Annotated in this window: 22 protein-coding genes; 14 read left to right on the forward strand and 8 right to left on the reverse strand. The window is 49.7% G+C overall.

Going from position 1 to position 24,344, the window contains the following annotated elements; all coding sequences use genetic code 11:
- Positions 1-4: 4 nt before the first annotated feature.
- From KJS94_RS11615 to KJS94_RS11625, 3 genes are all read right to left on the reverse strand, one after another.
- Positions 5-3,064, reverse strand: coding sequence for a SusC/RagA family TonB-linked outer membrane protein (locus KJS94_RS11615; RefSeq protein WP_214448833.1), 3,060 nt, complete (start codon positions 3,062-3,064; stop codon positions 5-7).
- Between the two features lie 326 nt (positions 3,065-3,390).
- Positions 3,391-4,095: an NUDIX hydrolase gene (locus KJS94_RS11620; protein ID WP_214448834.1), complete on the reverse strand. Its 705-nt coding sequence runs from the start codon at positions 4,093-4,095 to the stop codon at positions 3,391-3,393.
- A gap of 52 nt (positions 4,096-4,147) precedes the next feature.
- Positions 4,148-7,048 (reverse strand): alpha-amylase family glycosyl hydrolase, encoded by a 2,901-nt coding sequence (locus KJS94_RS11625; RefSeq protein ID WP_214448835.1) that lies wholly within the window; start codon positions 7,046-7,048, stop codon positions 4,148-4,150.
- 138 nt (positions 7,049-7,186) lie between these two features.
- Here KJS94_RS11625 and ligA point away from each other — a divergent pair, with 138 nt between their 5' ends.
- The 3 genes from ligA to KJS94_RS11640 all read left to right on the forward strand — a co-directional run bounded on the left by ligA (position 7,187) and on the right by KJS94_RS11640 (position 10,636).
- Positions 7,187-9,277 carry an NAD-dependent DNA ligase LigA gene (gene ligA, locus KJS94_RS11630; protein ID WP_214448836.1) on the forward strand — a complete coding sequence of 697 codons (2,091 nt, stop codon included), beginning with the start codon at positions 7,187-7,189 and terminating at the stop codon, positions 9,275-9,277.
- Between the two features lie 53 nt (positions 9,278-9,330).
- Positions 9,331-9,894: an NUMOD4 domain-containing protein gene (locus KJS94_RS11635; protein ID WP_214448837.1), complete on the forward strand. Its 564-nt coding sequence runs from the start codon at positions 9,331-9,333 to the stop codon at positions 9,892-9,894.
- Between the two features lie 76 nt (positions 9,895-9,970).
- Positions 9,971-10,636 (forward strand): DUF2461 domain-containing protein, encoded by a 666-nt coding sequence (locus tag KJS94_RS11640; RefSeq protein ID WP_214448838.1) that lies wholly within the window; start codon positions 9,971-9,973, stop codon positions 10,634-10,636.
- A gap of 25 nt (positions 10,637-10,661) precedes the next feature.
- Here the strand turns inward: KJS94_RS11640 and KJS94_RS11645 are convergent, their stop codons facing one another.
- A complete protein-coding gene (locus KJS94_RS11645; RefSeq protein WP_214448839.1) occupies positions 10,662-11,579 on the reverse strand; it encodes a hypothetical protein in 918 nt (305 codons plus the stop codon).
- Between the two features lie 132 nt (positions 11,580-11,711).
- Complete coding sequence (locus KJS94_RS11650) at positions 11,712-12,701, reverse strand: aspartate-semialdehyde dehydrogenase (RefSeq protein WP_214448840.1); 990 nt, start codon at positions 12,699-12,701, stop codon at positions 11,712-11,714.
- 236 nt (positions 12,702-12,937) lie between these two features.
- On the opposite strand from KJS94_RS11650, the gene KJS94_RS11655 reads away from it, so the two are divergent.
- A complete protein-coding gene (locus tag KJS94_RS11655; RefSeq protein WP_214448841.1) occupies positions 12,938-14,641 on the forward strand; it encodes a lamin tail domain-containing protein in 1,704 nt (567 codons plus the stop codon).
- Positions 14,642-14,691: 50 nt separating this feature from the next.
- Here the strand turns inward: KJS94_RS11655 and KJS94_RS11660 are convergent, their stop codons facing one another.
- Positions 14,692-15,621, reverse strand: a complete 930-nt coding sequence (locus KJS94_RS11660) for a PfkB family carbohydrate kinase (protein ID WP_214448842.1) — start codon at positions 15,619-15,621, stop codon at positions 14,692-14,694.
- A gap of 139 nt (positions 15,622-15,760) precedes the next feature.
- On the opposite strand from KJS94_RS11660, the gene KJS94_RS11665 reads away from it, so the two are divergent.
- From KJS94_RS11665 to paaI, 10 genes are all read left to right on the forward strand, one after another.
- Positions 15,761-16,351 carry a TetR/AcrR family transcriptional regulator gene (locus tag KJS94_RS11665; RefSeq protein ID WP_214448843.1) on the forward strand — a complete coding sequence of 197 codons (591 nt, stop codon included), beginning with the start codon at positions 15,761-15,763 and terminating at the stop codon, positions 16,349-16,351.
- Between the two features lie 16 nt (positions 16,352-16,367).
- A complete protein-coding gene (gene paaE, locus KJS94_RS11670; protein ID WP_214448844.1) occupies positions 16,368-17,450 on the forward strand; it encodes a 1,2-phenylacetyl-CoA epoxidase subunit PaaE in 1,083 nt (360 codons plus the stop codon).
- Positions 17,451-17,594: 144 nt separating this feature from the next.
- A complete protein-coding gene (gene paaA / locus KJS94_RS11675; RefSeq protein ID WP_214448845.1) occupies positions 17,595-18,539 on the forward strand; it encodes a 1,2-phenylacetyl-CoA epoxidase subunit PaaA in 945 nt (314 codons plus the stop codon).
- Between the two features lie 39 nt (positions 18,540-18,578).
- Positions 18,579-18,836 carry an ORF6N domain-containing protein gene (locus KJS94_RS11680; protein ID WP_239804144.1) on the forward strand — a complete coding sequence of 86 codons (258 nt, stop codon included), beginning with the start codon at positions 18,579-18,581 and terminating at the stop codon, positions 18,834-18,836.
- Positions 18,820-18,975 carry a hypothetical protein gene (locus KJS94_RS11685; RefSeq protein WP_239804145.1) on the forward strand — a complete coding sequence of 52 codons (156 nt, stop codon included), beginning with the start codon at positions 18,820-18,822 and terminating at the stop codon, positions 18,973-18,975. The genes KJS94_RS11680 and KJS94_RS11685 overlap by 17 nt, the downstream gene beginning before the upstream one ends.
- A 119-nt stretch (positions 18,976-19,094) precedes the next feature.
- On the forward strand, positions 19,095-19,460 hold the full coding sequence (paaB, locus tag KJS94_RS11690) for a 1,2-phenylacetyl-CoA epoxidase subunit PaaB (RefSeq protein ID WP_214448846.1): 366 nt from the start codon (positions 19,095-19,097) through the stop codon (positions 19,458-19,460).
- 78 nt (positions 19,461-19,538) lie between these two features.
- Entirely contained in the window at positions 19,539-20,345 is an 807-nt protein-coding gene (paaC, locus tag KJS94_RS11695; protein ID WP_214448847.1) for a 1,2-phenylacetyl-CoA epoxidase subunit PaaC, read from the forward strand.
- Complete coding sequence (paaD, locus tag KJS94_RS11700; RefSeq protein WP_239804146.1) at positions 20,339-20,863, forward strand: 1,2-phenylacetyl-CoA epoxidase subunit PaaD; 525 nt, start codon at positions 20,339-20,341, stop codon at positions 20,861-20,863. The genes paaC and paaD overlap by 7 nt, the downstream gene beginning before the upstream one ends.
- A gap of 124 nt (positions 20,864-20,987) precedes the next feature.
- Positions 20,988-21,761, forward strand: coding sequence for an enoyl-CoA hydratase-related protein (locus KJS94_RS11705; protein WP_214448848.1), 774 nt, complete (start codon positions 20,988-20,990; stop codon positions 21,759-21,761).
- A 2-nt stretch (positions 21,762-21,763) separates the two neighbouring features.
- Positions 21,764-22,204: a hydroxyphenylacetyl-CoA thioesterase PaaI gene (gene paaI / locus KJS94_RS11710; RefSeq protein ID WP_214448849.1), complete on the forward strand. Its 441-nt coding sequence runs from the start codon at positions 21,764-21,766 to the stop codon at positions 22,202-22,204.
- Between the two features lies 1 nt (position 22,205).
- Here paaI and KJS94_RS11715 read toward each other — a convergent pair whose 3' ends face one another.
- Both KJS94_RS11715 and KJS94_RS11720 read right to left on the reverse strand, forming a co-directional pair.
- Positions 22,206-23,378 (reverse strand): ABC transporter permease, encoded by a 1,173-nt coding sequence (locus tag KJS94_RS11715; RefSeq protein WP_214448850.1) that lies wholly within the window; start codon positions 23,376-23,378, stop codon positions 22,206-22,208.
- A 5-nt stretch (positions 23,379-23,383) separates the two neighbouring features.
- Positions 23,384-24,343, reverse strand: coding sequence for an HlyD family secretion protein (locus KJS94_RS11720; RefSeq protein WP_239804147.1), 960 nt, complete (start codon positions 24,341-24,343; stop codon positions 23,384-23,386).
- Position 24,344 lies beyond the last annotated feature (1 nt).

Raw genomic sequence — 24,344 nt, forward strand, 5'->3', positions numbered from 1 at the left:
GTTGTTAGAAAGTAATGTTCAATCCGAATGTTACTGACTTCTGCTGGGGAGGAGTCAGGTAAGTTACGTTGGGGCTCAGGTTACGGTCCTGCGGATTCTCAAAGTCACGGGCGATCTCAGGATCTCCACCGGGATACTTTGACCAGGTCAGGAGGTTCATACCGGTGACGAAGAAACGTGCACGATTGATCTTGATCCTGGAAAGCAATGTTGCAGGCAGGTTGTAAGCCAGGGTCAGCTCCCTCATACGCAGGAATGACGCATCATACAGGAACAGGGTTGAGTTGTACTGCCATTCGCTGGACAAACCATAATAGGTATCTGGACGCATGGTCAGGCGGGGGAAGGTAGCCACATCACCCGGGTTGCGCCATCTATCAGCGATATCTGTACGGATATTCCAGTCAGTTACAATACCGAGTTGGCGCTTGGCACTACCATCATAGATGTTACCTCCGATGGTGTAAGTGAACAAGCCGGACAATTCAAATCCCTTATATGCGAAGAAAGTATTGAAACCACCTACATAGTCAGGAATCACAGAACCTACAGGAACACGGTTGTTCAGGCTGAAGGTCTTGGTCAACTTTCCGTTGATGTCAACCCAGATAGGCAATCCGTCATTCTCATCCACACCATGGAATCGTACCAGGTAGTTGGTACCTACAGGGTATCCTACTGCGATACGGGTATCGTTGGTACCACCACTGATCGCATCGGCACTCAGGTTACCCAGGTCCTTTACTTCATTGTAGTTCTTGGAAATATTACCACCCACACTCCATTCGAAATCCTTGTTCTTGATGATCTTGGCATTCAGGGTCAGTTCCACACCCTCGTTCACGATCAGTGAATTATCGAGGTTCCTCCAGCCATTATTGAAGCCGGTGGAAGGCGACAGACCCGCATCCAGCAATACATCTGTGGTAGAACGGTTATAGTAGGAAAGTTCACCGGTTACACGGTTATTAAGCACGGCAAACTCGATGCCTGCATCGAAGTTGAAGATCTTCTCCCAACGCAGGTCAGGGTTACCGATGCGGTCGAGGTAATAGGTCTGGCCACCAACATAGGGGCTACCACCATTATAAGCAGTGTAGTAACGACCTGCCGGGATATTGGAGTTACCCATGATACCCGCACTGGCCCTTACTTTCAGGAAGTTCAGCCAATCGATGTTCTTGAAATACTCGTCTTCTGTCAGGGTATAGCCAATAGCTGCTGAGGGGAAGAAACCGTACTTGTTGTTGGAACCGAAACGGGAAGAACCATCGATACGTGCAGTGAACTGCAGGAACAGCTTGTTCTTGTAGCTATAGTTGATACGACCGAAGAAGGAGTTAAAGGTGAAGGCATTGAACTCGGTAGTGTCCATCAGGTTGTTCTTGGCGAAACTATCCCTGGTATCCTGCCATACACTCTTGTTCTTATAATAAGGCTCATTCAGTTCACGGCCGAAATCGGTATTGTAGGATTTAGAATAAGACTCCTGCACTTCAGTACCTACGAGGAAGTTGAAGCTGTTGTCCGTATTCATGTCCCAACGATAATTAGCGGTCAGGTTGGCATTCAGGTTGGTTGTCCAGATCGGGCTCCTTCTGGCAAAACCCAGTCCACTGGTACTGTTGCGGATCTTGGCAGATTCAAACCTGTCTTCCATACCGATCATATAGTCAATGTTACCATTGGCTTTGATGGTAAGGTTCTTGATCGGTGTGTACTCCAGCACCAATCCACCCAGCAGGCGGTCATCACGGTTGATCCAGGTGTTCTCCACCATGCGTGCATAAGGGTTAGCACCATCCAGCCAGTAGCTGCCATCTTCCTTGTAAACAGGATAGATCGGCAAGGCAGTACTCATGGCATCACCCAGGCCACCAGACCATGCTGCAGGTACACGCTTGTTCACACCACGGTTCCAGCCACTGGTAAGGGCGGCCTTGAACTTATCGCTGAACTTATAATCGAGGTTTACGCGCAGACCATAACGGGTAAAGGAGTTACCCATGATATAGCTTTGGTTATCGCTATAGGTAGCACCAACATAGGCCTTCATCTTCTTGCCACCGGTATTCATGCTGAGGTTATGCTCATTGATGAAACCATCGCGGGTCAGCAGGTCCCACCAGTCAGTATTGGTTTGCGCAGCCTTGTCCCAGGTAATACCGGCAGGGAGCGGGGCAAGACCAGAGTTGCCATCATTCTGCCAAGCTTCCTGGCGAAGGGCCAGCCACTCTTCGTTGTTCGCGAACTTGGGACGGTTGGCATAGGTAGAGATACCGATACGGTTGTTGTAGTTGAAACTGGGCTTGCCAGATTTACCACGCTTGGTCGTGACCAGGATCACACCGTTGGCACCGCGGCTACCATAGATACCGGCAGCTGCTGCATCCTTCAGCACTTCTACCGACTCGATATCTGAAGGGTTGATGGATGCAAGTGGGTTCTGGTTCATGGCACCACTGTTACCACGCAGGAAAGGATCCTGGGTAATGGGAATACCATCCACTACATAGAGCGGGTCACCACCGGCACTGATGGAGTTGATACCACGTACACGTACAACCGAACCGGAACCGGCCAGACCACTACCCTGTACTACCTGAACACCAGCGGCACGGCCCTGGAGGGCAGCTTCAAAACTGGGGGCAGGAATGGAGTTGATCTTGTCGGAACTAACCTTGGCAATGGAGCCGGTCACTTCGCGCTTGCGCTGTGTACCGTAACCAATCACCACTACCTCCCCCATCTGGGATTGGTCATTCTGCATGGTTAGGGTAATGGTGTTTTTTTCACCCACCTTCATCTCCTGCCTGGTGAAACCAACAGAAGAGAAAACCAACACTGCATTGTTATCCGGAACCTGGATGGAGAAGCTGCCATCCGCAGTAGTAGACACCCCGGCTCGAGTGCCCTTAACGATCACCGACACTCCTGAGAGTGGGGTACCGTCCTTGTCAGTAACCTTTCCCGAGATGGTTCTGACCTGTGCAAAAACGCCCTGCTGCATTGTCAATAGTAACAACGGCAAGGCAATCGTAAGCAGTAGACGTTTCAGGGACATAATCAATAATTGTTGCGTTATATAAAAATCTTAGTGATTTCCCGATTATGCGTACTAAATACACATTAGCAATGTGTAAAAAGTACGCAATTATAGATATTATTTTCTTATTTGTTAAATAATCCTGAACTTTTTTACTAATTAAATTTTTTTCTGAATTGCCCTACTGTATTGGGTTTAACCCCGATTAATGGGGGCGGGTAAGAACTTAAACAATATCCTCTGGTCCTTCCTGCAAAATCTCCGGGCGGGTAATTTCCTTGTCCAACTGGTATGTAATAAGACAGCTTGAAAGGGTTAATTGCTGCAAATTCCCTGCTGAACGATCAACTTACTTTCTTGGCCTTCTTCCCAAACTTGGCGGCATTGAACTTGTACAATTTACCCGGACGGTGGGGAACATCCTGCTCCAGTTCATCCAGGTCCACCAGCCAGTCCATCATGAAGAACTTCTTCCTGAAATTCCTCCTGTCGAGTTTGGTGTTCAATATCGCTTCATAAAGGCTTTGTAATTCGCGCAGGGAAAACTTCTTGGGCAGCAGGTTGAATACCACAGGATGGTCCAGCACTTTTTCCCTCAGCCGTTCCAGGCAGGTATCCAGGATCCCCTTGTGGTCGAATGCCATCTCGGTGATGTCCTTTACCGGGTGCCAGTGCAGTTCGTTATCAGACAATTTCAATTGATAGTCCTTGATATTCACCAGCGAAAAATAGGCAGTAGTAATTACCCTTCCTGCCGGGTGACGGTCCACCTTTCCAAATGTGTGAACCTGCTCCAGGTAAACATCATCCAGTCCTGTCCTTTCCTTCAATATCCTGTAGGATGCACTGTCAATGTCTTCATTGGGTTTCACAAGGTCACCCAACAAGGACCATTTGCCCTTGAACTCCTTGATATTACACTTGATCACAAGGACCTTCAACTCATTATCCTCAAAGCCGAGGATAACACAGTCAACGGACAGGGCTATGCGGAAATAGTCCTTGTCGCTCAGCTCTCCAAAATGGCTGAACCTGGAGATGTTTTTCATGCAGCGATCGTTATAAGGGTTTCGAAGGCGCCAAAAATAACAGATTGTCTTCTTATGGCACCAACAGTTTCAGTACTTTTCTATGGCCATTCACCTGTAACTGGAGCAGGTAAGTACCCTGCTTCAGGCGGCTGATGGTAGCTGCACCCAGGCTGGCATTGTGTATGCCCTTCGCCCTGAATCCAAGCCCCCTTTCCTCCAGCAGCCTTCCACTCATGTCAAACAAACGCATTACCACCTGCCCGCTTTCCGGGATCGCAAACTTCAATTGGGAGTTGGCCACCAGCGGGTTGGGTATCACCTGCAGCTGGATATCTGTGGTATTGTTCAGATCGATCACCGGTGTGGGAGGTGAGGTATTCATGTTCCTGTCCACATAAACGCGGTACTCACCGGCATTCAAGCCAATGGTTTGCTGTGCGCCGGTTGCAGAGATGGTATTCCCTGTCAGCAGTTCAAACCAGGTACCGGAATGCTGGAAGGTAACCGCCGCAGAGGTGGAGCCCAGTCCAAAATTCCCGATGATCAGCAGGTTCGATGTATCTGTACTCAACTTCAGGATCTTCACTGCACCTGAAAGGTCTGGCGTTACCCTGTCCGACATAAACAAAGCCTTGTAAAAGGGATGGTTCCTCAAACCCAGCATGGTCTTATACACCTCACGCACCCTGATCCTGTTGGGTTGGGTATAATAATCCCAACGGATCGGCTTGGCATCTGTACGACAGTCATTGTTGACCGTTCCGTTTGAACAATAATTAATGGAATAGTCGTATCCCAACTCACCAAACTGCCAGATCAATTTGGGTCCGGGCATGCCCAGCAGGAAGGCTGCGGCCATTTCATTCCTTTTCAATGCTGTGGCCTCATCGCGGATATTATACCCAGCAGCCGACAAACCTTCGTTTTCACACTTCACCATGGAGCGTTCTTCATCATGGCTTTCCATGTAACTGATCAGGTGGGGTTGGTTCCAGCCACGAAGGGTATGCAAAGCCCACTGGAAATTGGAATTGCCTACCGCGCCTTTTGCTGCTTCGGTGAAATTGTAATTCATGTTGCCCCACAGCATCATACCATAATCTGACAGTTCCTTTTCCTCCTGGTTCACACCAAGGTGTTCAAGGATCACATAGGATCCATTTGACTTCAATTGCAAGGTATCATAATAGGCTTTCCAGATCCTTACCCTGCTGGCATCGTAGGCGCTCCAGTTGTCCACATTACAATTGTTCCCGTTGATATCGCAGGTATTGTTTTGGGTAAAGCCTTTCGAAAGGTCGAAGCGGAATCCGTCAAGCTTGTATTCCTGCAGCCAGAACTCCACCACCCTGCTGAAGAAGCGTTTGGTGTCGGCACTTTCATGGTTCATGTCATACCCCACATTAAAGGCATGCTTGGCAATGGGGTTGTACCAGGGGCTTTCAGCAGTTGGCCTGTTCAGGTTCTTATCCCAATACAATTGCACCATCGGGCTCTGGCCAAAGGAATGGTTCAGCACCATATCCATGATCACGGCAATGCCGTTCTTATGGCACTCATCCACGAATGCCTTCAGGCTGTTCTTGTTGCCATAGTATTTGTCGGGTGCGAAATAGTAGGAAGGATTATAGCCCCAGCTCAGGTTGCCTTCAAACTCATTGAAGGGCATCACATGAATGGCATTCACCCCAAGGGATTTGAAATAGCCGATGGAATCCTTCATGGTCTTCCAATCATGTTTCTCAATAAAATCACGCAGTAACACTTCGTAAATGATCAGGCTCCGCTTATCGGGACGCTGGAAACTGTTCACCTGCCAGTTATAGGCTTCCTGCCTGGTTTGCAATACACTCACGATCCCCGTGGTCTTGCCTGCCGGGTAAGGCTTGAGGTTGGGATAAGTTGAAGCCGGGATGAACTGGTCGTTGAAGGGATCCAACACTTTCTCGGTGTAAGGATCGCCAATGCGCAGGTCACCATTCACCAGGTATTGGAAACCATATTCCACCCCTGGCGCAAGTCCTGTAAGCCTGAACCAGTAATGCTTTCCATCAGGGGTCTTGTTCATCTGGAAAGAAGCTGATTCCCTCCAGTCATTGAAGTCGCCGAGAAGGTTCACCCTATCCTTGTTTGGTGCATACAAAACAAGGATGGCAGACGTATCTCCTTGTTCATAATTGATACCCTCCTTCACGCCAGCCGGAAGGGGTAATACTGTGTTGGAAGGGGCTATGAATATCTTGAAAGTATCACCGGCAATCGTGCTGCCATCGTTGGCATTGGCAACAAAAACCTGCTCTCCTGGTGCAGCAATGGCTGCATTGGCCTGGATGCTGGTAGCATTGGCACTGGCTTGTAGCTCAGTCCCATTCAGCTTCAGGGCAAGGGCAGCAGATTTGCTGCTAACGGCTGATAAGGCAATATTGGAACCTACCGATGCTGTGATCGGAAGCACATAGGGATTGAACCGGGGCTCTGATTCCGGAGAAGTAAAGCGAATAGCATTGGCACCGGCAGGGTAAATGGTCCAGTACATATTGCCCTGGTCAACACTCAGGTCTGAGCATTTTCCCTCGAGTGCTGCACCTCCCGGATTATAACTCCTGAAAACAAAAGCGATCTTACGAATGGCCTCACCTGCAGGAACGCCATAGTAGGCGCGTACGCCACTGATCTTGTATTCGTATTTATTGTTGCCCAGGGAACGCAAACGGTCATTGGGATTATTGGTATTCCAGTTCTGCTTCACATATTTCCAGTCACCGGGACCAGTGCTCCGGTCGGTAATCACACCAGTGTGGATATACACATCGCCCCCAAAGTTGAAGAGGCCCTTATTACCTTTTGATGCATCAAATACAATGGTGATCTCATCACTCTCCGTTGGGAAAGCCGGGGAAACAGTGATCAATTGCGCCTGGCCAAGCAGGAAAAGCAGGCAGGCAAAAAGCAGTAGGCCGAGTTTTCTCATGACAAACAATCCAATAATGTGTTAAAAATACACATTAATGCCAACTGGACAAGTTTTGTTGAGGATTTTAATGCCCTGCCCTGCCCCGCTGTTCATCCAATGCCCATTGCAGCTAACTTTACAGGCCAATACAGACTTATGTATAACGCTAACGAAACGCATCATTTACAACAACTTACCCATACATTACTGAAGGAATTACCCACTATCCCGGAGAAGGAGATCGAAGGCCTGAGGGATGTACTCCGCTTCCATGAATACCGGTATTATGTGCTGGATGAACCGATGATTGCGGACTATGAATACGACCAGCTCTATAAGGCCCTTGAAAGGCTGGAAAAAGATTCCCCGGGACGCATTACCCCAGATAGCCCGACCCAAAGGGTGGCCAGGGGACTTAATCCCTCCTTCCCTACTGTAGACCACCTGGTGCCGATGTTGTCGCTGGACAACAGTTATAACGCGGAAGACCTCATTGATTGGGACCGGAGGGTGAGGGAAGGTGCCGGTATCAAGGAGGTTGAGTACTGCGTAGAGCCCAAGTTCGATGGGGCCAGTATTTCACTGATCTATGACGACGACCTGCTGGCAAGGGGCGCTACCAGGGGCGATGGTGTGCAGGGGGATGATATCACCACCAATATCCGACAGATCCGTTCCGTTCCGCTATCAGCAAGGTTTTCGGACTATGGCATCCAACAAATTGAGATCAGGGGTGAAGTGTTGTTGAGTAAGAAGCATTTCAAGGCCTTCAACGAAAAACTGGCCGAGCAAAACCTTCCGCCACTGGCCAATCCACGGAACGCGGCCTCCGGTTCCCTGCGCATCAAGGACCCGGAAGAAGTGAGGAGGCGTAACCTGGAAGCCTTTCTTTACCACGTCAGCTACCATACAGATTCAGGTAAACCGCATCATGCGCTGGACACCCATGCAGGAACCCTGAAAATGCTTTGGGACCTGGGTTTCCGCAGCCCCGAAAAAGAGAAGAAGATCTTCAGGGGAATCGAAGGAGTGATTGACTACTGCCTGCGGTTCGAGGCCGAACGCGATGACCTGCCTTACGAGATAGATGGCATGGTGATCAAGGTGAATGATATAGCCCTGCAGGAAAAGCTGGGCATGACCACCCACCACCCCCGCTGGGCCATCGCCTTCAAGTTCAAGGCCAGGCAGGCTACCAGCAAGTTGAGGGCTGTTGAATTCCAGGTGGGCAGGACAGGGTCCATCACACCGGTGGCCAAGATAGATCCTGTACCCATTGGCGGGGTTACCGTATCCTCGGTTTCCCTCTTCAATGAGGATGTCATCAGGGAAAAGGACCTGATGATCGGTGACCAGGTATTGGTGGAGCGGGCAGGTGATGTGATCCCTTACATCGTGAAATCAATAGCCGAAGCCCGTAACGGTCATGAACACCCGATACAGTTCCCCCATAAATGCCCTGTATGCCATACCCAGCTGTACAAGGAAGAAGGGGAAGCCGTTTGGCGCTGTGTAAATATTGAGTGTCCGGCACAGGTAGTGGAGCGGATCATCCATTTTGTGAGCAAGGATGCCATGGACATCAATGGCTTCGGGGAAGCCAATGTGAGGAAGTTCTATGAACTGGGCTTTCTAACTGATATTCCCTCCATCTACCGCCTTCCCTTCGATATGATCAGGGGACTGGAAGGTTTTGGTGAGAAGTCGATCACCAAGCTGCAGGAGGCCATTGAAAAGTCAAAGGGCCAGCCTTTGCACCGATTGATCTTTGCCCTCGGTATCCGGTATGTGGGGGAAACCACGGCCAAGACCCTGGCACAGTCGGTGGAGAATATCTACGACTTCGCCGGTATGAGCCTGGAAGAACTGCAGCAAATGGAAGATGTAGGCGTGAAGGTGGCCAATAGTATTTACCATTTCTTCCACAATAAGGGCAACCTCGACCTGCTGAAGGACCTGGAAGAGCTGGGCCTGACCATGAAGAGCGAGAAAAAAAGCAGTATCGCTTCCGGCAACCTGGCCGGACAGACCTTCCTATTCACGGGCACCCTTAACCGATTGAAGCGCAGTGAGGCGGAAGCCATGGCGGAAGCCCAGGGTGGCAAGATCCTGAGCGGGGTCAGCAGCAAGCTAAATTATCTTGTGGTAGGTGAAGACGCAGGCTCCAAACTGGAAAAAGCGAAGAAGATCCCCAGCATCCATATCATTACCGAAGAAGAATTTTTGGACTTAGTGGGTAACGGTTAAACGCATAATAGTTTTATCGCATATCTTTTTGTAACTTTAAAAAAAAGGGAGCGATGATCAAATCATTACCGGGCGAAGTTTGGAAGCCGCTGCAGTTTCCGGGATGGAAACACCTTCGCAAACAATATGCATTGTCCTCAGGCGGACGTATTGCCAGTTACACGGAAAACGTGAATGAAGACGGGAAATTATTGAACGGTTCACTCACCACAGGTTATAAGACACTTAACCTGCATCGTCCGGGTAACAATGGTACATTGTATATCCACAGGGAGATTGCGAGATTGTTCCTAAAGAAACCTTCGCCAAAGCACCGTTATGTGATCCATGTGAATCACAACAAAACGGATAATTCAGTCAAGAACCTCAAGTGGGCTACACTTGATGAGATGATTGAACACCAGCAAGCCAGTCCGGCCAAGATCGCTTACAAGAAAGTACAGGCCAATCGTTCAGTTGGTCTGAAACTGAGTGCTTCCCAGGTCAAGTCGATCAAGAAAGTATTGAACAGCAAATCACGCAACCTCACCATCAAGCAACTTGCTGAAAAGTATGGGGTGAGTGAAATGACCATGTACCGGATCAAGAGTGGTGAGAACTGGGCGAAAGTAAAATAACGGCTTCCCTTTATCTTTTTTGGAACCAGGCAGCAACCTGGTTCCATTTTTTATTGTCTTTCCTGAAATTTGCACCATGCTGCAATCATCTACATTGAAATTCCTGAAGGACCTTACCGCCAATAACCACAAGGATTGGTTCGACCAATACAGAAAACGCTATGAAGCCGCACGCAAGGACGCTGAAGCCCTGGTGCAGCAGGTGATCGACATCCACGGTAAAAAGGATCCCTCCATTGCGGGCTTGACAGCGAAGGAATGTTTCTTCCGCATCAACCGCGATATCCGTTTCTCGAAGAACAAATCACCCTACAAAACCAATTTTGGTATCAGCATCAATGCGGAAGGCCGTAAATCAATGAAGGCCGGATACTACCTGCATATTGAGCCGGGCAAGAGTTTTGTAGGCGGCGGACTGTACATGCCCATGCCTGCTGAACTCAAAAAGGTCCGCCAGGAGATCGACTACAATTTTGACAATTTCCAAGCCATTATCGGTTCTAAACAATTCAAATCGGTCTTCGGGGAACTGTGGAATGAACCGGAAGTCAAGCTTACCCGCGTCCCACAGGGCTTTGAGAAGGATTCCCCTGCAGCAGCATTCCTGATGCTGAAGAGTTTCATTGCCGAAAGGAAACTCAGTGACCGCTCCCTCACCGATGGGACAGCTGTAAAACTGATCACTGAAGCAATGGCTACCATTCAGCCATTGCTGCAATTCATCAACAGTAGTTTTGATTAGTCCACTCCACAGTTCTTTTTGTCACTTAAAAATTAAAGTTCAGGCCCTGGGTAAAACTGTACACATTCTCCTTTGCAAAGGGGGAGATCTGCCCCTGATCATGCTGGATATAAAACCGGGTAGTGAATTTTAATTTTTTCGTGGCAGAATAGGTAATGGAAATATCGCCGGTCAGTCTTGGGAAACGTTTATCGGTCGCAGGAAATTCCGGGATATCAATAAGGCCTTCCGATGGAGGCCTGAAAGGGATTTGCAAGGCGCCGATGGTGGTGATGTTGACCTTCTCGCCCACCCGGAACATCATCTGGATATAATTGTTCCATCGCCAGTTGGTGCGGTTAATATTACCTTTCTTGTCAATTCCCAATACCTCCTGCAGGAACTTGATCTCTTCCGGATCAAGGGTATCCAGTGCAGGCAGGAATTCACGATCGAAGACCCGCCAGCTTTCCTGTTCGTAGAAGATGCCGGTTCCTATCTTTAGCCTTGTCCAGCTGATCTTGTAAAGGTTGAATGTCAGGTTTACTCCCTCATTGAAACGATAGTTCAACCCCCTTCCCTCATCATACAATATATTAAGGAACAATTCGGGGAAGAGGTCGGATTCTCCTTTCAATGTATCAGCGACCATGGCATGCCGGAATAGTGCAGCCCTTGCAAAAAAATTGAAACGGTTGCTCTCATCGGACTTATCACCGTTGTAATACATATTCACCACCGCTTCAAAAAGGTGCCTGCGGGTAGCGTAGGAACCCAATGCATCGCCAAGCAGGAAGACCTTCCTGTTCCCATCATAGTTGAGATTGAAAGCCGCTCCCAGCCTACCTTTTAGTCGATGGGCCCTCAGCGTATCATAAAAGGGTTTATCGTTCAATACCGACTGCGCCTGGCCACCAGAAACCATTATTACACTAAGGAAAATCAACAATACATAGCATCTCATACCTGCCCATTAAAAAAGGAGGCCGAAGCCTCCCCTTTAAGATAGTTAATTTTTATTGCATATGTCCGGATCCAGGACTGTCAATTGCTTCATAACAAATGCCACCAGCCAGTGAACCTTTGGCTATATCGTTTAGAGCAAACCTTTCTGTTGCAGGTATTCCGCGATTTGCACGGCATTGGTTGCAGCACCCTTGCGCAGGTTATCTGAAACGATCCAGAGGTTCAGGGCATTGGGTTGTGATTCATCGCGCCTGATCCTGCCCACAAATACTTCGTCGCGTTCATGCGCATCCTTGGGCATGGGGTATTGTGCATTGGCCGGATCATCTACTACCACTACACCTGGTGCTGCGGCTAGGATCGCCCTTACTTCATTAAGGTCAAAATCGCGTTCGAACTCCAGGTTCACGCTTTCACTGTGGCCGCCCATAACAGGGATACGCACCGTGGTGGAAGTAACACGAATGGAATCATCACGCATGATCTTCTTGGTCTCATTCACCATCTTCATTTCTTCCTTGGTATACCCATTATCCAGGAAAACATCGATCTGGGGAATGACATTGAGGTCGATGGGGTATTTGTAGGCCATCTCGCCTTCCACACCATTGCGTTCGTTCATCAGCTGGTTAACGGCCTTTACACCAGTACCGGTAACACTCTGGTAGGTTGATACCACGATCCTTTTGATGCCATACTTCTTGTGCAGCGGATCGATGGCCACCACCATCTGGATGGTAGAGCAGTTGGGATTGGCAATGATCTTGTCATTGGCAGTCAGGATATCTGCATTGATCTCTGGTACGACCAGCGGCTTGGTAGGGTCCATGCGCCAGGCAGAAGAGTTATCGATCACGGTGATGCCTGCTTCAGCAAACTTGGGCGCCCACTCCAGTGAAGTAGAGCCACCCGCTGAAAACAGTGCTACAGCCGGTTTCGCAGCAATGGCATCGGTCATGCTCACTACCTTGTAAGACTTGCCCTTGAATTCAACTTCCTTGCCAACAGATCTTTCAGAGGCTACGGGAACCAGTTCGGTTACGGGGAAATTGCGTTCGGCCAAAACTTGTAACATTTTGGTGCCTACAAGGCCGGTGGCACCCACTACTGCGACTTTCATTGTTTCGATTGCTTGCTTTTGGTTAAAAAAAAGCCTTCCACTGTGGGAAGGCCTGAGTCTTTTTTATGGTTGAAACATATAAACGGCTACACACCTTCCCTTTTGGAGAAATGTTTTGTTGTGCGTTTCATATGTTTTTTAATCATCATGGAGAACGAAATTAAGGCCTCGGGTTTTTTCACCCAAAAAATATTTGGCCGGCCAACTGTCTGGCCTATCGGGTTAATTTCGATTCCATGAAGCGAATGGGTATGGTGGTGGTTGGGATAATGCTGGCCTTTTCGGCTCCGGCACAGCGTTTCAGCGTGGTGATCAATGAATTGATGGCCGACCCTGAACCTGCACAACAATTGCCGTCCTGCGAATACATTGAGCTGGTGAACAGGACGGACAGCGCAATTGACCTGTCAGGTTGGTCCATCAGCAATGGCCGGACCAGGGGCCTTCTCCCCGACTCCCTGGTCATTGGCGCACATGCCTACCTGCTGGTCTGCCCTGCTGTTTACCGCGACAGTTTCCCCGCTGCGGAACTGGTGGCCAGTCCTTCACGATGGCCCGTCCTGAACAATGAATCGGACACGATCTATCTGCTGGACTGGGAAGAGAAAATAGTGCACGCCATAGGCTACCAGCGAAAATGGCTGGGAACAGGCAATCCCTCAGGGGGAGGCTGGAGCTATGAAATGATCAACCTGCTGCATCCCATTTCCTCGCCCCGTAACTGGGCGGCCAGCCGGTCGGCAAGCGGGGGTAGCCCGGGCCAGCCGAATAGCATTGCAGCACCAGCAGCGGACGAAACCCCTCCCCTACTGCTGTACAGCTTTGCCCCGGATAGTTTGCATGTGATACTGGTAATGGATGAGCCAATTGCTGACATCAATGTGACCAATAACCGAAATATTGTACTGGACCCTCCCCTGCCAATCCTTCAGCATGAATTGCTTCCCCCATTCTACAATTCAGTCAGGCTAAAGCTTGCACAGCCATTGCTGCAGGACAGGTTGTATCAGCTAGCAGTCATCGGACTTGCAGACCTTGCCGATAATACCATGGCAGCGGCCAATACTGTTACAGGTCTGGCAACATTGGACAGCACACCACAGGTCATCATCAATGAACTCATGACAGCTGAACCTGCCGGGGGCTCGGATTATATTGAACTCTATAATGCAGGGGTGGTCGCCGTTTCCTTGTCAGACCTAAGGTTGGCCACAAGGAATGCTGGAGGAATGATCACCAGTCCAAGACCTGTCAGCAGGGAAGCCAGGAATATCTATCCCGGTCACTACCTGGTATGCACAAACGATGCCGGTTGGCTGGAACAACAGTATATCACGGGTGGACTGGGAACAGTATTGGAATCATCCCCTTTACCTTCACTGGCTGCGGAAGAAGGAAGGCTGGTAGTACTACACAGGAAGGGGAACATACTGGAGGAAATACCTTATACGGCGGATTGGCACCATAAGCTGGTAAGGGATCCCAAAGGCATAGCCCTGGAGCGGCTCGACCCCAATGGACCGCCGGATGACAGCAGGAACTGGCATTCAGCTTCCGCATCTTCCGGTTGGGGAACACCCGGCTACCGTAACTCACAGCAATACCTAAACGAAGAAGGGTCAGCTGTCGTACAGTTGGAGAAAGACCTTTTCTCCCCCGACAGGGATGGAGTGGATGACCGCCTGGTCATTCTATATGCTTTTCCCGAAGCGGGATATGTATTGAACATCACCATTTACAATAGTTCCGGTGCAGAAGTGAGGAAGCTGGTGGCCAATGCGCTGTGCGGGCGAAAGGGCCAATTCCATTGGGAAGGACTTGGGGAAGGCAACAGGGAACTTGGGACAGGCATCTACATCCTGGTGGCAGACTATTACCACCCCAATGGCAAGAGGAAGAAGGCCAAACTTCCGGTGAGCCTGGTGCGCAGGAAAAATTAAGCCCCATCCGCAGTAACGGACGGGGCTTAAATATTGATGTTCCGAAAAGATTATTCGGCAGCGAGGGTAATGTCAAAATTCACAAGGTCAACAAACTGGCGCATACGGGCGTCGATATCGGCTGCATTGATCTCTTTCATGCGGGTATTGCCAAATTTCTCTACACAGAAAGATGCGAGTGCAGATCCCTTGATGATGGCAGTTTTCATGTTCTCGAAAGAAATATCACGAGTGGCGGCAATATGGCCAATGAAGCCACCGGCGAAGGTATCACCGGCACCGGTTGGGTCGAAAACATCTTCCAGCGGTAAGGCAGGAGCGAAGAAGATCTGGTCTTCGTGGAAAAGCAAGGCACCATGTTCACCCTTCTTAATCACCAGGAATTTGGGACCCATCTTACGGATCTCTTTAGCCGCCTTCACCAGGGAATATTGTCCGCTGAGCTGCCTGGCCTCACTATCGTTCACCATCAGCACATCCACTTCTTTCAAAACTGCTTCCAGGTCTTCCATGGCAGTATCCATCCAGAAGTTCATGGTGTCCATCACAATGAGCCTGGGGCGCTGCTTCAATTGCCTGATCACGCTCAATTGCAGTTTGGGCATCAGGTTACCCAGCATCAGGAACTCAGAGCCCTGGAAGCTATCGGGAACCACAGGGTCAAAATCGGCCAGCACATTCAACTGTGTATCGAGTGTATCACGACTGTTCATGTCCATGTGGTAACGGCCGGCCCAGAAGAAGGACTTCTGGTCCTGTTTCACCTGTACCCCATCGAGGTTGATCCCCCTGGCCTGCATGGCATCCAGTTCATCCTTCGGGAAGTCGTAACCGATCACGGAGATCTGGTTGACCGGCTGCACAAAATTGGAGGCGCTCCATGCTACATAAGTTGCTGAACCGCCAACGATCTGGCCGCTCTTTCCGAAAGGTGTTTCGATGGCATCGAAGGCCATGGTACCCACTACGATCAAAGACATAATATAAATTGAAGGTTTTGTTTGGGTCGGGCCAAAAACCGGCCAAACCGGCGCGAAATTAGGCCATCTTTTGAAAAAATACCGCAAAACATGGGGTTTGCGCTCCACTAACACTTGTTCGTTTGTATATTTGGGAGCTATGGCCAAGATCAAAAGCAAACAAAACGGAACCAAAAAGGAGGTGATCGTTGAGGCCGCTACCCACCTGTTCAGGGAAAAGGGTTTCAAGGCAGCCTCCATGCGCGACCTTGCAGAAGCCGTTGGCGTAGAAGCCGCCAGCCTGTATAACCATATCCAGTCCAAGGAAGAATTACTCCAGGAGATCTGTTTCAAGGTGGCCAATGATTTCAATACCGCCTGTGATGAGATCGAGAACAGTGGACTGAACGCCATCCAGAAAGTGGAAGCCATCCTTCGGTTCCACATCCAGCAGATGTTCAACAACTATGAGATGGTGATCGTGGCAGACCGTGAATGGCGCCACCTGTCAGACCCCTATCTCTCCAATTTCCATACCCAGCGCAGGGCCTACCGCAAACGACTGGCATCCATCATCGAGGCCGGTATCGCCAGCAAGGAGATCAAACCCATAGATGCCCCGACCGCTGTGCTCATCATGTTACACGCCGTGAATGGTATTGAAAGCTGGCACCGCAGCAAGGAAAAGATCAGTCCGCGCCAGCTCGAAGAAAACATGGTCCTGATCATGGTTGAAGGGTTGAAAGCTTAACAAGAGAACGATTGCTATGTCCATCCATTTCCATCCACTGACCATCAGTGATATCCGCAGGGAAACCAACGAATGCGTATCCATTGCCTTTGATATTCCGGAAGAACTGAAAGAGACCTTCCGTTTCCGCGAAGGCCAGAATATTACCATCAAAGCCACTATCGACGGGGAAGAGATCCGTCGCTCCTATTCCGTTTGCAGCTCCCCCCTTGAAGGCGAACTGCGGGTGGCCGTGAAACAGGTAGAAGGCGGTAAGTTCTCCACCTTCGCCAATAAGCAACTCCAAAAAGGCCAGCAACTCGATGTATTGCCGCCTACCGGGAAGTTCTATACTGAACTCAATCCCAGCCATCACCACCATTATGTGGCCTTTGCCGCAGGAAGCGGGATCACACCTATTCTTTCCATCATCAAGACGGTATTGGCTACAGAGCCAAATAGCAGTTTCACCCTGGTGTATGGCAATAAGAACCGCAATGCCATCATTTTCAGGGAAACCCTGGAAGCCATCAAGAACAAATACATCAATCGCTTCAGGATCATCCATGTGCTGAGCAGGGAGCGCACAGATGCCGCCATCAACCATGGCCGGATCGATGCTGACAAATGCGAACAGCTGGGCAGCCAGGTCATAAACTGGCCATCTGTCCACCATTATTTCCTTTGTGGCCCCGAGGCCATGATCTTTTCTACCCGCGACTTCCTGGTGTCAAAGGGAGTGCCGGCCGAAAAGATCCACTTCGAACTGTTTACCAGTCCCGGCCAGGCCCAACGGACCAGGGAAATGGAAAAAGCCGATGCCAAGGATACCGGCCCTGTTGCCAGGGTGTCTGTAAAGCTGGATGGCATCAGTTTCGATTTCGATCTACCCTTTAATAGCAGGAGCATCCTGGATGCTGCCTTGCAGGAAGGTGCCGACCTGCCCTATGCCTGTAAGGGAGGGGTTTGTTGCACCTGCAGGGCCAAGCTGGTGAGCGGGGAAGTGGAAATGGAAGTGAACTATGCCCTGGAACCCGATGAGGTAGCAGCCGGCTATATCCTCACCTGCCAGTCCCATCCCAGGTCGGGCTCGGTGGTAGTGGATTTCGATTCCAAATAAAAGAGAAAGCCTTCTGCCTTAGCGTCTCCATGTTCCAAGGCAGGGGACCGATGAAGCATTTTATGTAAAACCCGGCCAAAAAGCTAACACTCGTTAGCTAATAGTGCCAGATTCCTTACATTTGTAACCATAGAATTGCCAGTTATGGAGCAAGAATTGGACAAGATATTCCAGGACAAGATTGACCGCGAGATCAGGATCGAACCGCGGGACTGGATGCCGGAGAAATACCGCCAGACGTTGATCCGCCAGATCTCCCAGCATGCACACAGTGAGATTGTTGGTATGTTGCCGGAAGGCAACTGGATCACCCGCGCCCCATCCCTTCGCCGCAAGGCCACACTGATCGCCAAAGTGCAGGATGAGGCTGGTCATGGGCTCTACCTCTACAGTGCAGCCGAAACCCTTGGCATTACCCGCGACCAGATGACCGAGCAATTGTTGACCGGTAAGGCCAAGTACTCTTCTATCTTCAATTATCCCACCATTAATTGGGCAGATATCGGTGCGATCGGCTGGCTGGTGGATGGTGCTGCCATCATGAACCAGGTGCCGCTCTGCAGGACCTCCTATGGACCCTATGCCAGGGCAATGGTCAGGATCTGCAAGGAAGAAAGTTTCCACCAACGCCAGGGTTTCGAGATCCTGCTCACGCTCAGCAAGGGAACGGAAGCCCAGCGCAGGATGTGCCAGGATGCCATCAACCGCTGGTGGTGGCCCAGTGTCATGATGTTTGGACCTGCCGATGATGCCTCACCGCATACTGCCCAAAGCATGAAGTGGAGGATCAAGCGCTTCTCCAATGATGAGCTCAGGCAGAAGTTCGTGGATGTCTGCGCAGAGCAGGTCAAGATCCTGGGCATGACCCTCCCTGACCCGGACCTTAAATGGAACGAGGAAAAGGGGCATTATGATTTCGGCGCGATCAACTGGGAAGAATTCTGGAACGTGATCAGTGGCAATGGCCCCTGCAATAAGGAGAGGATAGCCGCCAGGATCAAGGCCCACGAAGATGGCGCATGGGTAAGGGAGGCAGCGATGGCCTTTGCTGCCAAGCGCGCCAGAAAGGGTGAAAAGGCCGTTGCCTGAGGAAGGTATTACAGCTAGCTTGGGGGCAAATACCAGGCTATGCAGATCAGTGTTATCCAGGAAAAGATCTTTGAGCTGAGGGGACAGAAAGTGATGTTGGACCATGACCTTGCGGCCCTCTACCAGGTACCGACGAAGGTGCTGAACCAGGCGGTTAAACGCAATAGCGCAAGGTTTCCGCCTGATTTTATGTTTCAATGCAATGCAGAAGAGTACCAGTCTTTAAGGTCACAATTTGTGACCTTAAATGGACGGGGCCAACACCGCAAATACCTTCCCTATGCTTTTACCGAATAGGGGGGTGGCTATGCTGAGCAGTGTGCTGGGCAGCGAAAGGGCCATTGAAACCAATATCCTCATCATCCGGACCTTTGTGATGCTCAGGAGCTACCAGATGCATGTAGAAGACCTGCAGCAAAAACTCAGGGAACTCTAAATAAAATACAACAGGAATTTCGAAGAGGTCTTTAAGGCACTCGACCTGTTGATCAACGAAAAAGTAAAGCAGGAAAAATTTTCCAACAGGACCCGCATAGGGTTTAAACCCAATAAGTGATGAACAATTTGCTGAAGAAGATATGTTACGGCGATTACGGTGACCGTGAACAGGCAGGCGGCCAGGGCGAACAGTCACAGCATGCCAACGAATGGCCATTATGGGAAATATTCATCCGGAGCAAACAGGGATTGGACCATAAACATGTCGGCAGCCTTCATGCAGCTGACGCAGCAATGGCCATTGAGAATGCACGTGATGTGTATACCAGGCGCCAGGAAGGCGTGAGTATCTGGGTGGTGGAAAGCAAATACATCCACGCTTCCAACCCGGATGAAGCAGATAGCCTGTATGATCCGGCCAACGACAAGATCTATCGCCACCCGACCTTTTATGACCTGCCTGATGAACTAAGTCATATGTAAGGACAGGTTGCCTTTGTATGGCCTGACAAGTTTAGAAATGATTATTTTACTTCTTCCACTTCAACAACGCTACTATCCATGACCGCGCTCTTTCAATACGTCCTTCACCTTGCTGATAACGCACTGATCCTGGGGCACCGGAACAGTGAATGGACCGGGCATGGTCCGGTACTGGAACAGGATATTGCCATCTCCAATATTGCCCTTGACCTCATCGGGCAATCCAGGAACCTTTACCAATATGCTGCCGGCATCTATGAACAGCACAAGGAAGGGCTTTCCTCCACCATTGGCTCACCCGCTTTCCAGATGGTGAAAGGAGCTGTTGATGAAGATGACCTCGCCTTTCTCCGGGATGCCAATGAATTCTACAACTTACTGCTGGTAGAACAGGATAATGGGGATTGGGCAAAGACCATCCTCCGGCAATTCCTTTTCAGTGCTTACCAGTTCGAGTTATACAATGCGCTCCAAAAAAGCAAGGACAGTAACCTTAGCGCAATTGCAGAAAAGGCACTCAAAGAAGTTACCTACCATGTACGCTGGAGTGGTGAATGGGTGATCAGGCTAGGTGATGGAACGGAAGAAAGCCACCGCCGCATGGTCAATGCATTGGATGCCTTATGGAAATTCAGCGATGAGATGTTCCAGCCGGCTTTGTATGAAAAAGAACTGGCCGCAACAGGAAGTTGTCCGGATCCATCAACCCTCAAAACCAATTGGATGGAAAGGGTAAGTTCAACCCTTACTGAAGCGACCCTCGAAATTCCAGTTTCCAAATGGATGCAGACTGGTGGCAAGATTGGGGTGCATACAGAACACCTGGGCTTCCTGCTGGCTGAAATGCAATTCATGCAAAGGACTTATCCAAATAGTGAATGGTGATCAGGATGAACGCTATCCCTACCCATATCAATGAAGCCGAGCAAAAGCTTTGGGAACTACTGGAGACGGTCCCGGATCCTGAGGTGCCGGTATTGACCCTAGTGGACCTGGGCATTATCCGAAAAGTGCAGGTTGAGGGAGATAAGGCCATCATCACCATTACCCCAACCTACACCGGATGCCCGGCCATGGATGCCATCAGCATGAATATCCGTTTCACCCTGCTGCAACATGGATTCCGGAATGTTGACATTATTACGGTGCTCTCACCCGCATGGACAACCGAATGGATGTCGGAGGCCGGCAAGGAAAAACTAAAAGCCTACGGCATTGCCCCACCCAATCCAAAACAGCAGGCATGCACTACAGGATATTTTGAACGCGAGGAAGCCGTTCAATGTCCGCATTGCCAGTCATGGCATACCCACAGGGTAAGCGAATTCGGTTCCACCGCCTGTAAGGCATTGTATAAATGTGACGACTGCCAGGAACCCTTCGATTATTTCAAATGCCATTGATGCAGTACACCAGTAGTAAAAGGTGACCGCATGCTCCTAACAACTGGCCAGGAGGGAATCCCCAACAAATTCAATTCCATCATTTAACAGGAATAACGATCTTTAAAACAACAATTCAATCCATATGTCTTCTATCCTATTCTCCATAGAAAATTCAATTGGTAATATCACCCTAAACAGGCCGGACAAACTGAACTCCTTCAACAGGGAGATGGCTTTTGAAATGCAGGCGGCCTTGAAAGAATGTGAATCGGAATCAGTACGTGCGGTTTACCTGACCGGTGCAGGCAAAGGTTTTTGTGCAGGCCAGGACCTGGCAGAAGTGGTAGACCCCAATGGACCGGGAATGGCAAGGATCCTGTCCGAACATTATAACCCGATCGTGATGGCCATCCGTGACCTAAGGAAACCCGTAGTGGCTGCGGTAAATGGTGTGGCTGCAGGAGCCGGTGCCAATATTGCACTTGGCTGTGATATTGTGGTGGCGAAAAGGTCTGCATCCTTCATCCAGGCTTTCTCCAAAATTGGCCTGATACCGGATAGCGGCGGCACCTTCTATTTACCCAGGTTGATCGGCCACCAGAAAGCCAGTGCCCTTATGATGCTGGGCGATAAAGTAGATTCCGTGGAAGCGGAACGCCTTGGAATGATCTACAAATATTTTGAGGATGAGGTCTTTGAGGTGGAAGCCAGGAAAATAGTGGAAACGTTGGCACAGATGCCAACAGTTGGATTGGCCTATACCAAGAAGGCATTACAATGGTCTTTTACCCACGCTTTATTGGAGCAACTGGCCAATGAAGACAAACTCCAGCAACGTGCTGCAGAAACCGATGACTTCAAGGAAGGCGTACAGGCATTCCTGGAAAAAAGGGCACCTCAATTCAAAGGAAAATAAACATGAACGACGCACCCGGTAGTAACCTGCATCGCAAGGTCGTTGACCATATGATGCAACATGACGCCTTCAGCAACTGGCTGGGCATTAAAGTGCTGGAAGTAAAGGAAGGTTATAGTCGCATACAGATGACCGTAAGGAAGGAAATGGTGAATGGTTTTGGCATTGCCCATGGTGGCGTAGCCTTTTCATTGGCGGACAGTGCTTTTGCCTTCGCGTGCAACAACCGCAATAATTTATCCGTGGCCCTTGATGTCACCATCACCTTCACAAGGGCAGTGAATACCGGCGATACCCTGATAGCAGAAGCAAAGGAAGTGCATAATGGCAGAAGTACTGGTGTCTATTTGATCACTGTCACCAATCAGAAGGACGAACAGGTGGCGCTGTTCAAGGGGACTTGTTTCCGTACAGGGAAAAACCTGGTGGATCTCCCAGGTTAATTCATGCCTTTTGGTGTTTAGCTTTCCTTGCCCTTGAAAATTTCCACCATAGTACCAGGAATGCCAGTCCACCATATATCAGCAACTGGATCAGCAAGGCATTGACCTGTGGCTTTACTGCGGACCATGAACCATTCTCTACCGCCATGACCCGGTAAGCTTCCAGGAAATGGGTCAATGGGATCACTGCAGCAACCCACTGCAGCCATTCGGGCATCTGGCTCAATGGCCAGGTGAAACCGCTCAATACAAAACTCGGCGTAGCCACCACCATCAATAATTCGGTTGCCTTGAGCTGGCTGGGTATGAGCACACTGACGAGTATGCCAAGGAAGGAGACCGCTACCACCATGAGGAAACCCAGGAGGGTAACCTTCCCAATGTCAAAGCTTAATGGTACCTGGAAAAATCGATGCAACCATCCATAGAATAACCAGATCACGGCCGCCATCAACCAATACGGTAGCAACTTCACCAGTAGTGCAACGAAAGGTGAGCCTGACCTTGGTACAAGCACGCTCTGAAAAGTTCCTGTTTCCATTTCCTGGGCAAAGCTCAGGGCGAAAACCAGCAATAACACCTGCTGCAATATGGTTGCCAACATACCCGGCCACAGAAAGTACATATAGTTGGCTGCCTTGTTGAAATACCTGATATAGTTCACCTTGAAAGGCTCATAATGGGTCATGGCAACCTCGGGTGCCAATCCCCTTTTCTGCAAGCCCGCAATTTCAACACCTGCACTGAATGTCCCCAGAACCACCTGTATGGCCTTGGAAGCGTAATTAGCGATCACAATATTTCCCGTATTGATATCTACCACTACCTCAGGGTATCGTTGTTGCAGGACATCAGCTTCAAAATGCTCAGGGATCATGACCACGGTACTGGCCTTTAATCCAATCATGGCATCATGCAGCGCAGTTTTATCAGCCTTTACCAATGCCACAGTTAGGGTTTCATTGTCTTCCAGCATATCGATCAGGGATGCGCTCATCGGTGAACGATCCTCGTCAACCACCACTATGGGAAGGTCAGTGAGTTTACCTTTCCGGTAAACAGCACCAAATAACAATCCATACAAGATGGGAGCACCGATGAACAGCACCCTCATCACACTGTTATTCCAGAACAACCCAAATTCACGCCCAATTAGCCAGAAAAAGTTTCGCATAAGGATTATTTGGTTTCCAGGATTGCAGTTGCATTTACCAATAAGGTAGCAGCCAGCGACTGGTCATCGGGACGCACCTTGAGTTCATAGATCGCCTCGCTCATCTCGTAGTCCGGATAAGCACTGGTGATATCTGCATACCTGGCCAATTGCCTGATGGCAATGATCTTGCCTGTTATCCGCTGGTTATTGTAGGGTATGGATAACGAAACCTGCTGACCCTGTTTGTATGCAGCGATCTTACTCTCGGGAATGGTGAACCGAAAAAAGGTGGAGCCGCTGAGATAACCATTAACGATCACATAGCCGGGAGTAGCAAGTTCCCCCTTCCTTAATGTGATCGTTTCCACTGTCATAGCGTCCGGAGCACGAAGCAGCCTTTCCCCTGAAGCCACCTCCACTTCTTCCAAAGCCCCAAGGGCACGTTGCTCCTGCCCTTTTGCGGCTTCCTTCATTTCCTTCCTGGCTCCCCTGCGTGCATCTTCCAATTCGGCATTAACCGCGTCCAACTGCGCTTTCGCACCCTGGAACCTGGCATAGGCCTCATCATACCTTTGAGGGGCGATCATTGAATCCTTCAACAATTGATTCAGCCGGTCAATGCTTTTCCTGGCGAACTCATATTGCTCAACCAATCCGCGTTGCTTTGCCTCCAGTTGTTTGATCTGGTTATCAGTTGCGCCTTTAACGGCCATTTCATATTGCGCTTTCGCAGCAGTGACAGCACCTTTGGCCTGCTGCCGCTTGGGTGCTATCTCAGGTATGTCCAATTCTATCAACACACTATCCCTGCCTACTTCCTGGCCTTCCACCACATAGATCTCCTTAACCTTTCCGGGTATTTTGGTGGTAACACTAATGGTCTCCCTTTTGATCCTTCCTTCCAAAACTCCGGATCGCTGTGCCTTCTCTTTACAGGAACCTGCCAACACCATACAGGCTACCCATACAAGTAGTTTTTCCATT

This window comes from Flavihumibacter rivuli (assembly GCF_018595685.2).
Lineage (GTDB): Bacteria > Bacteroidota > Bacteroidia > Chitinophagales > Chitinophagaceae > Flavihumibacter > Flavihumibacter rivuli.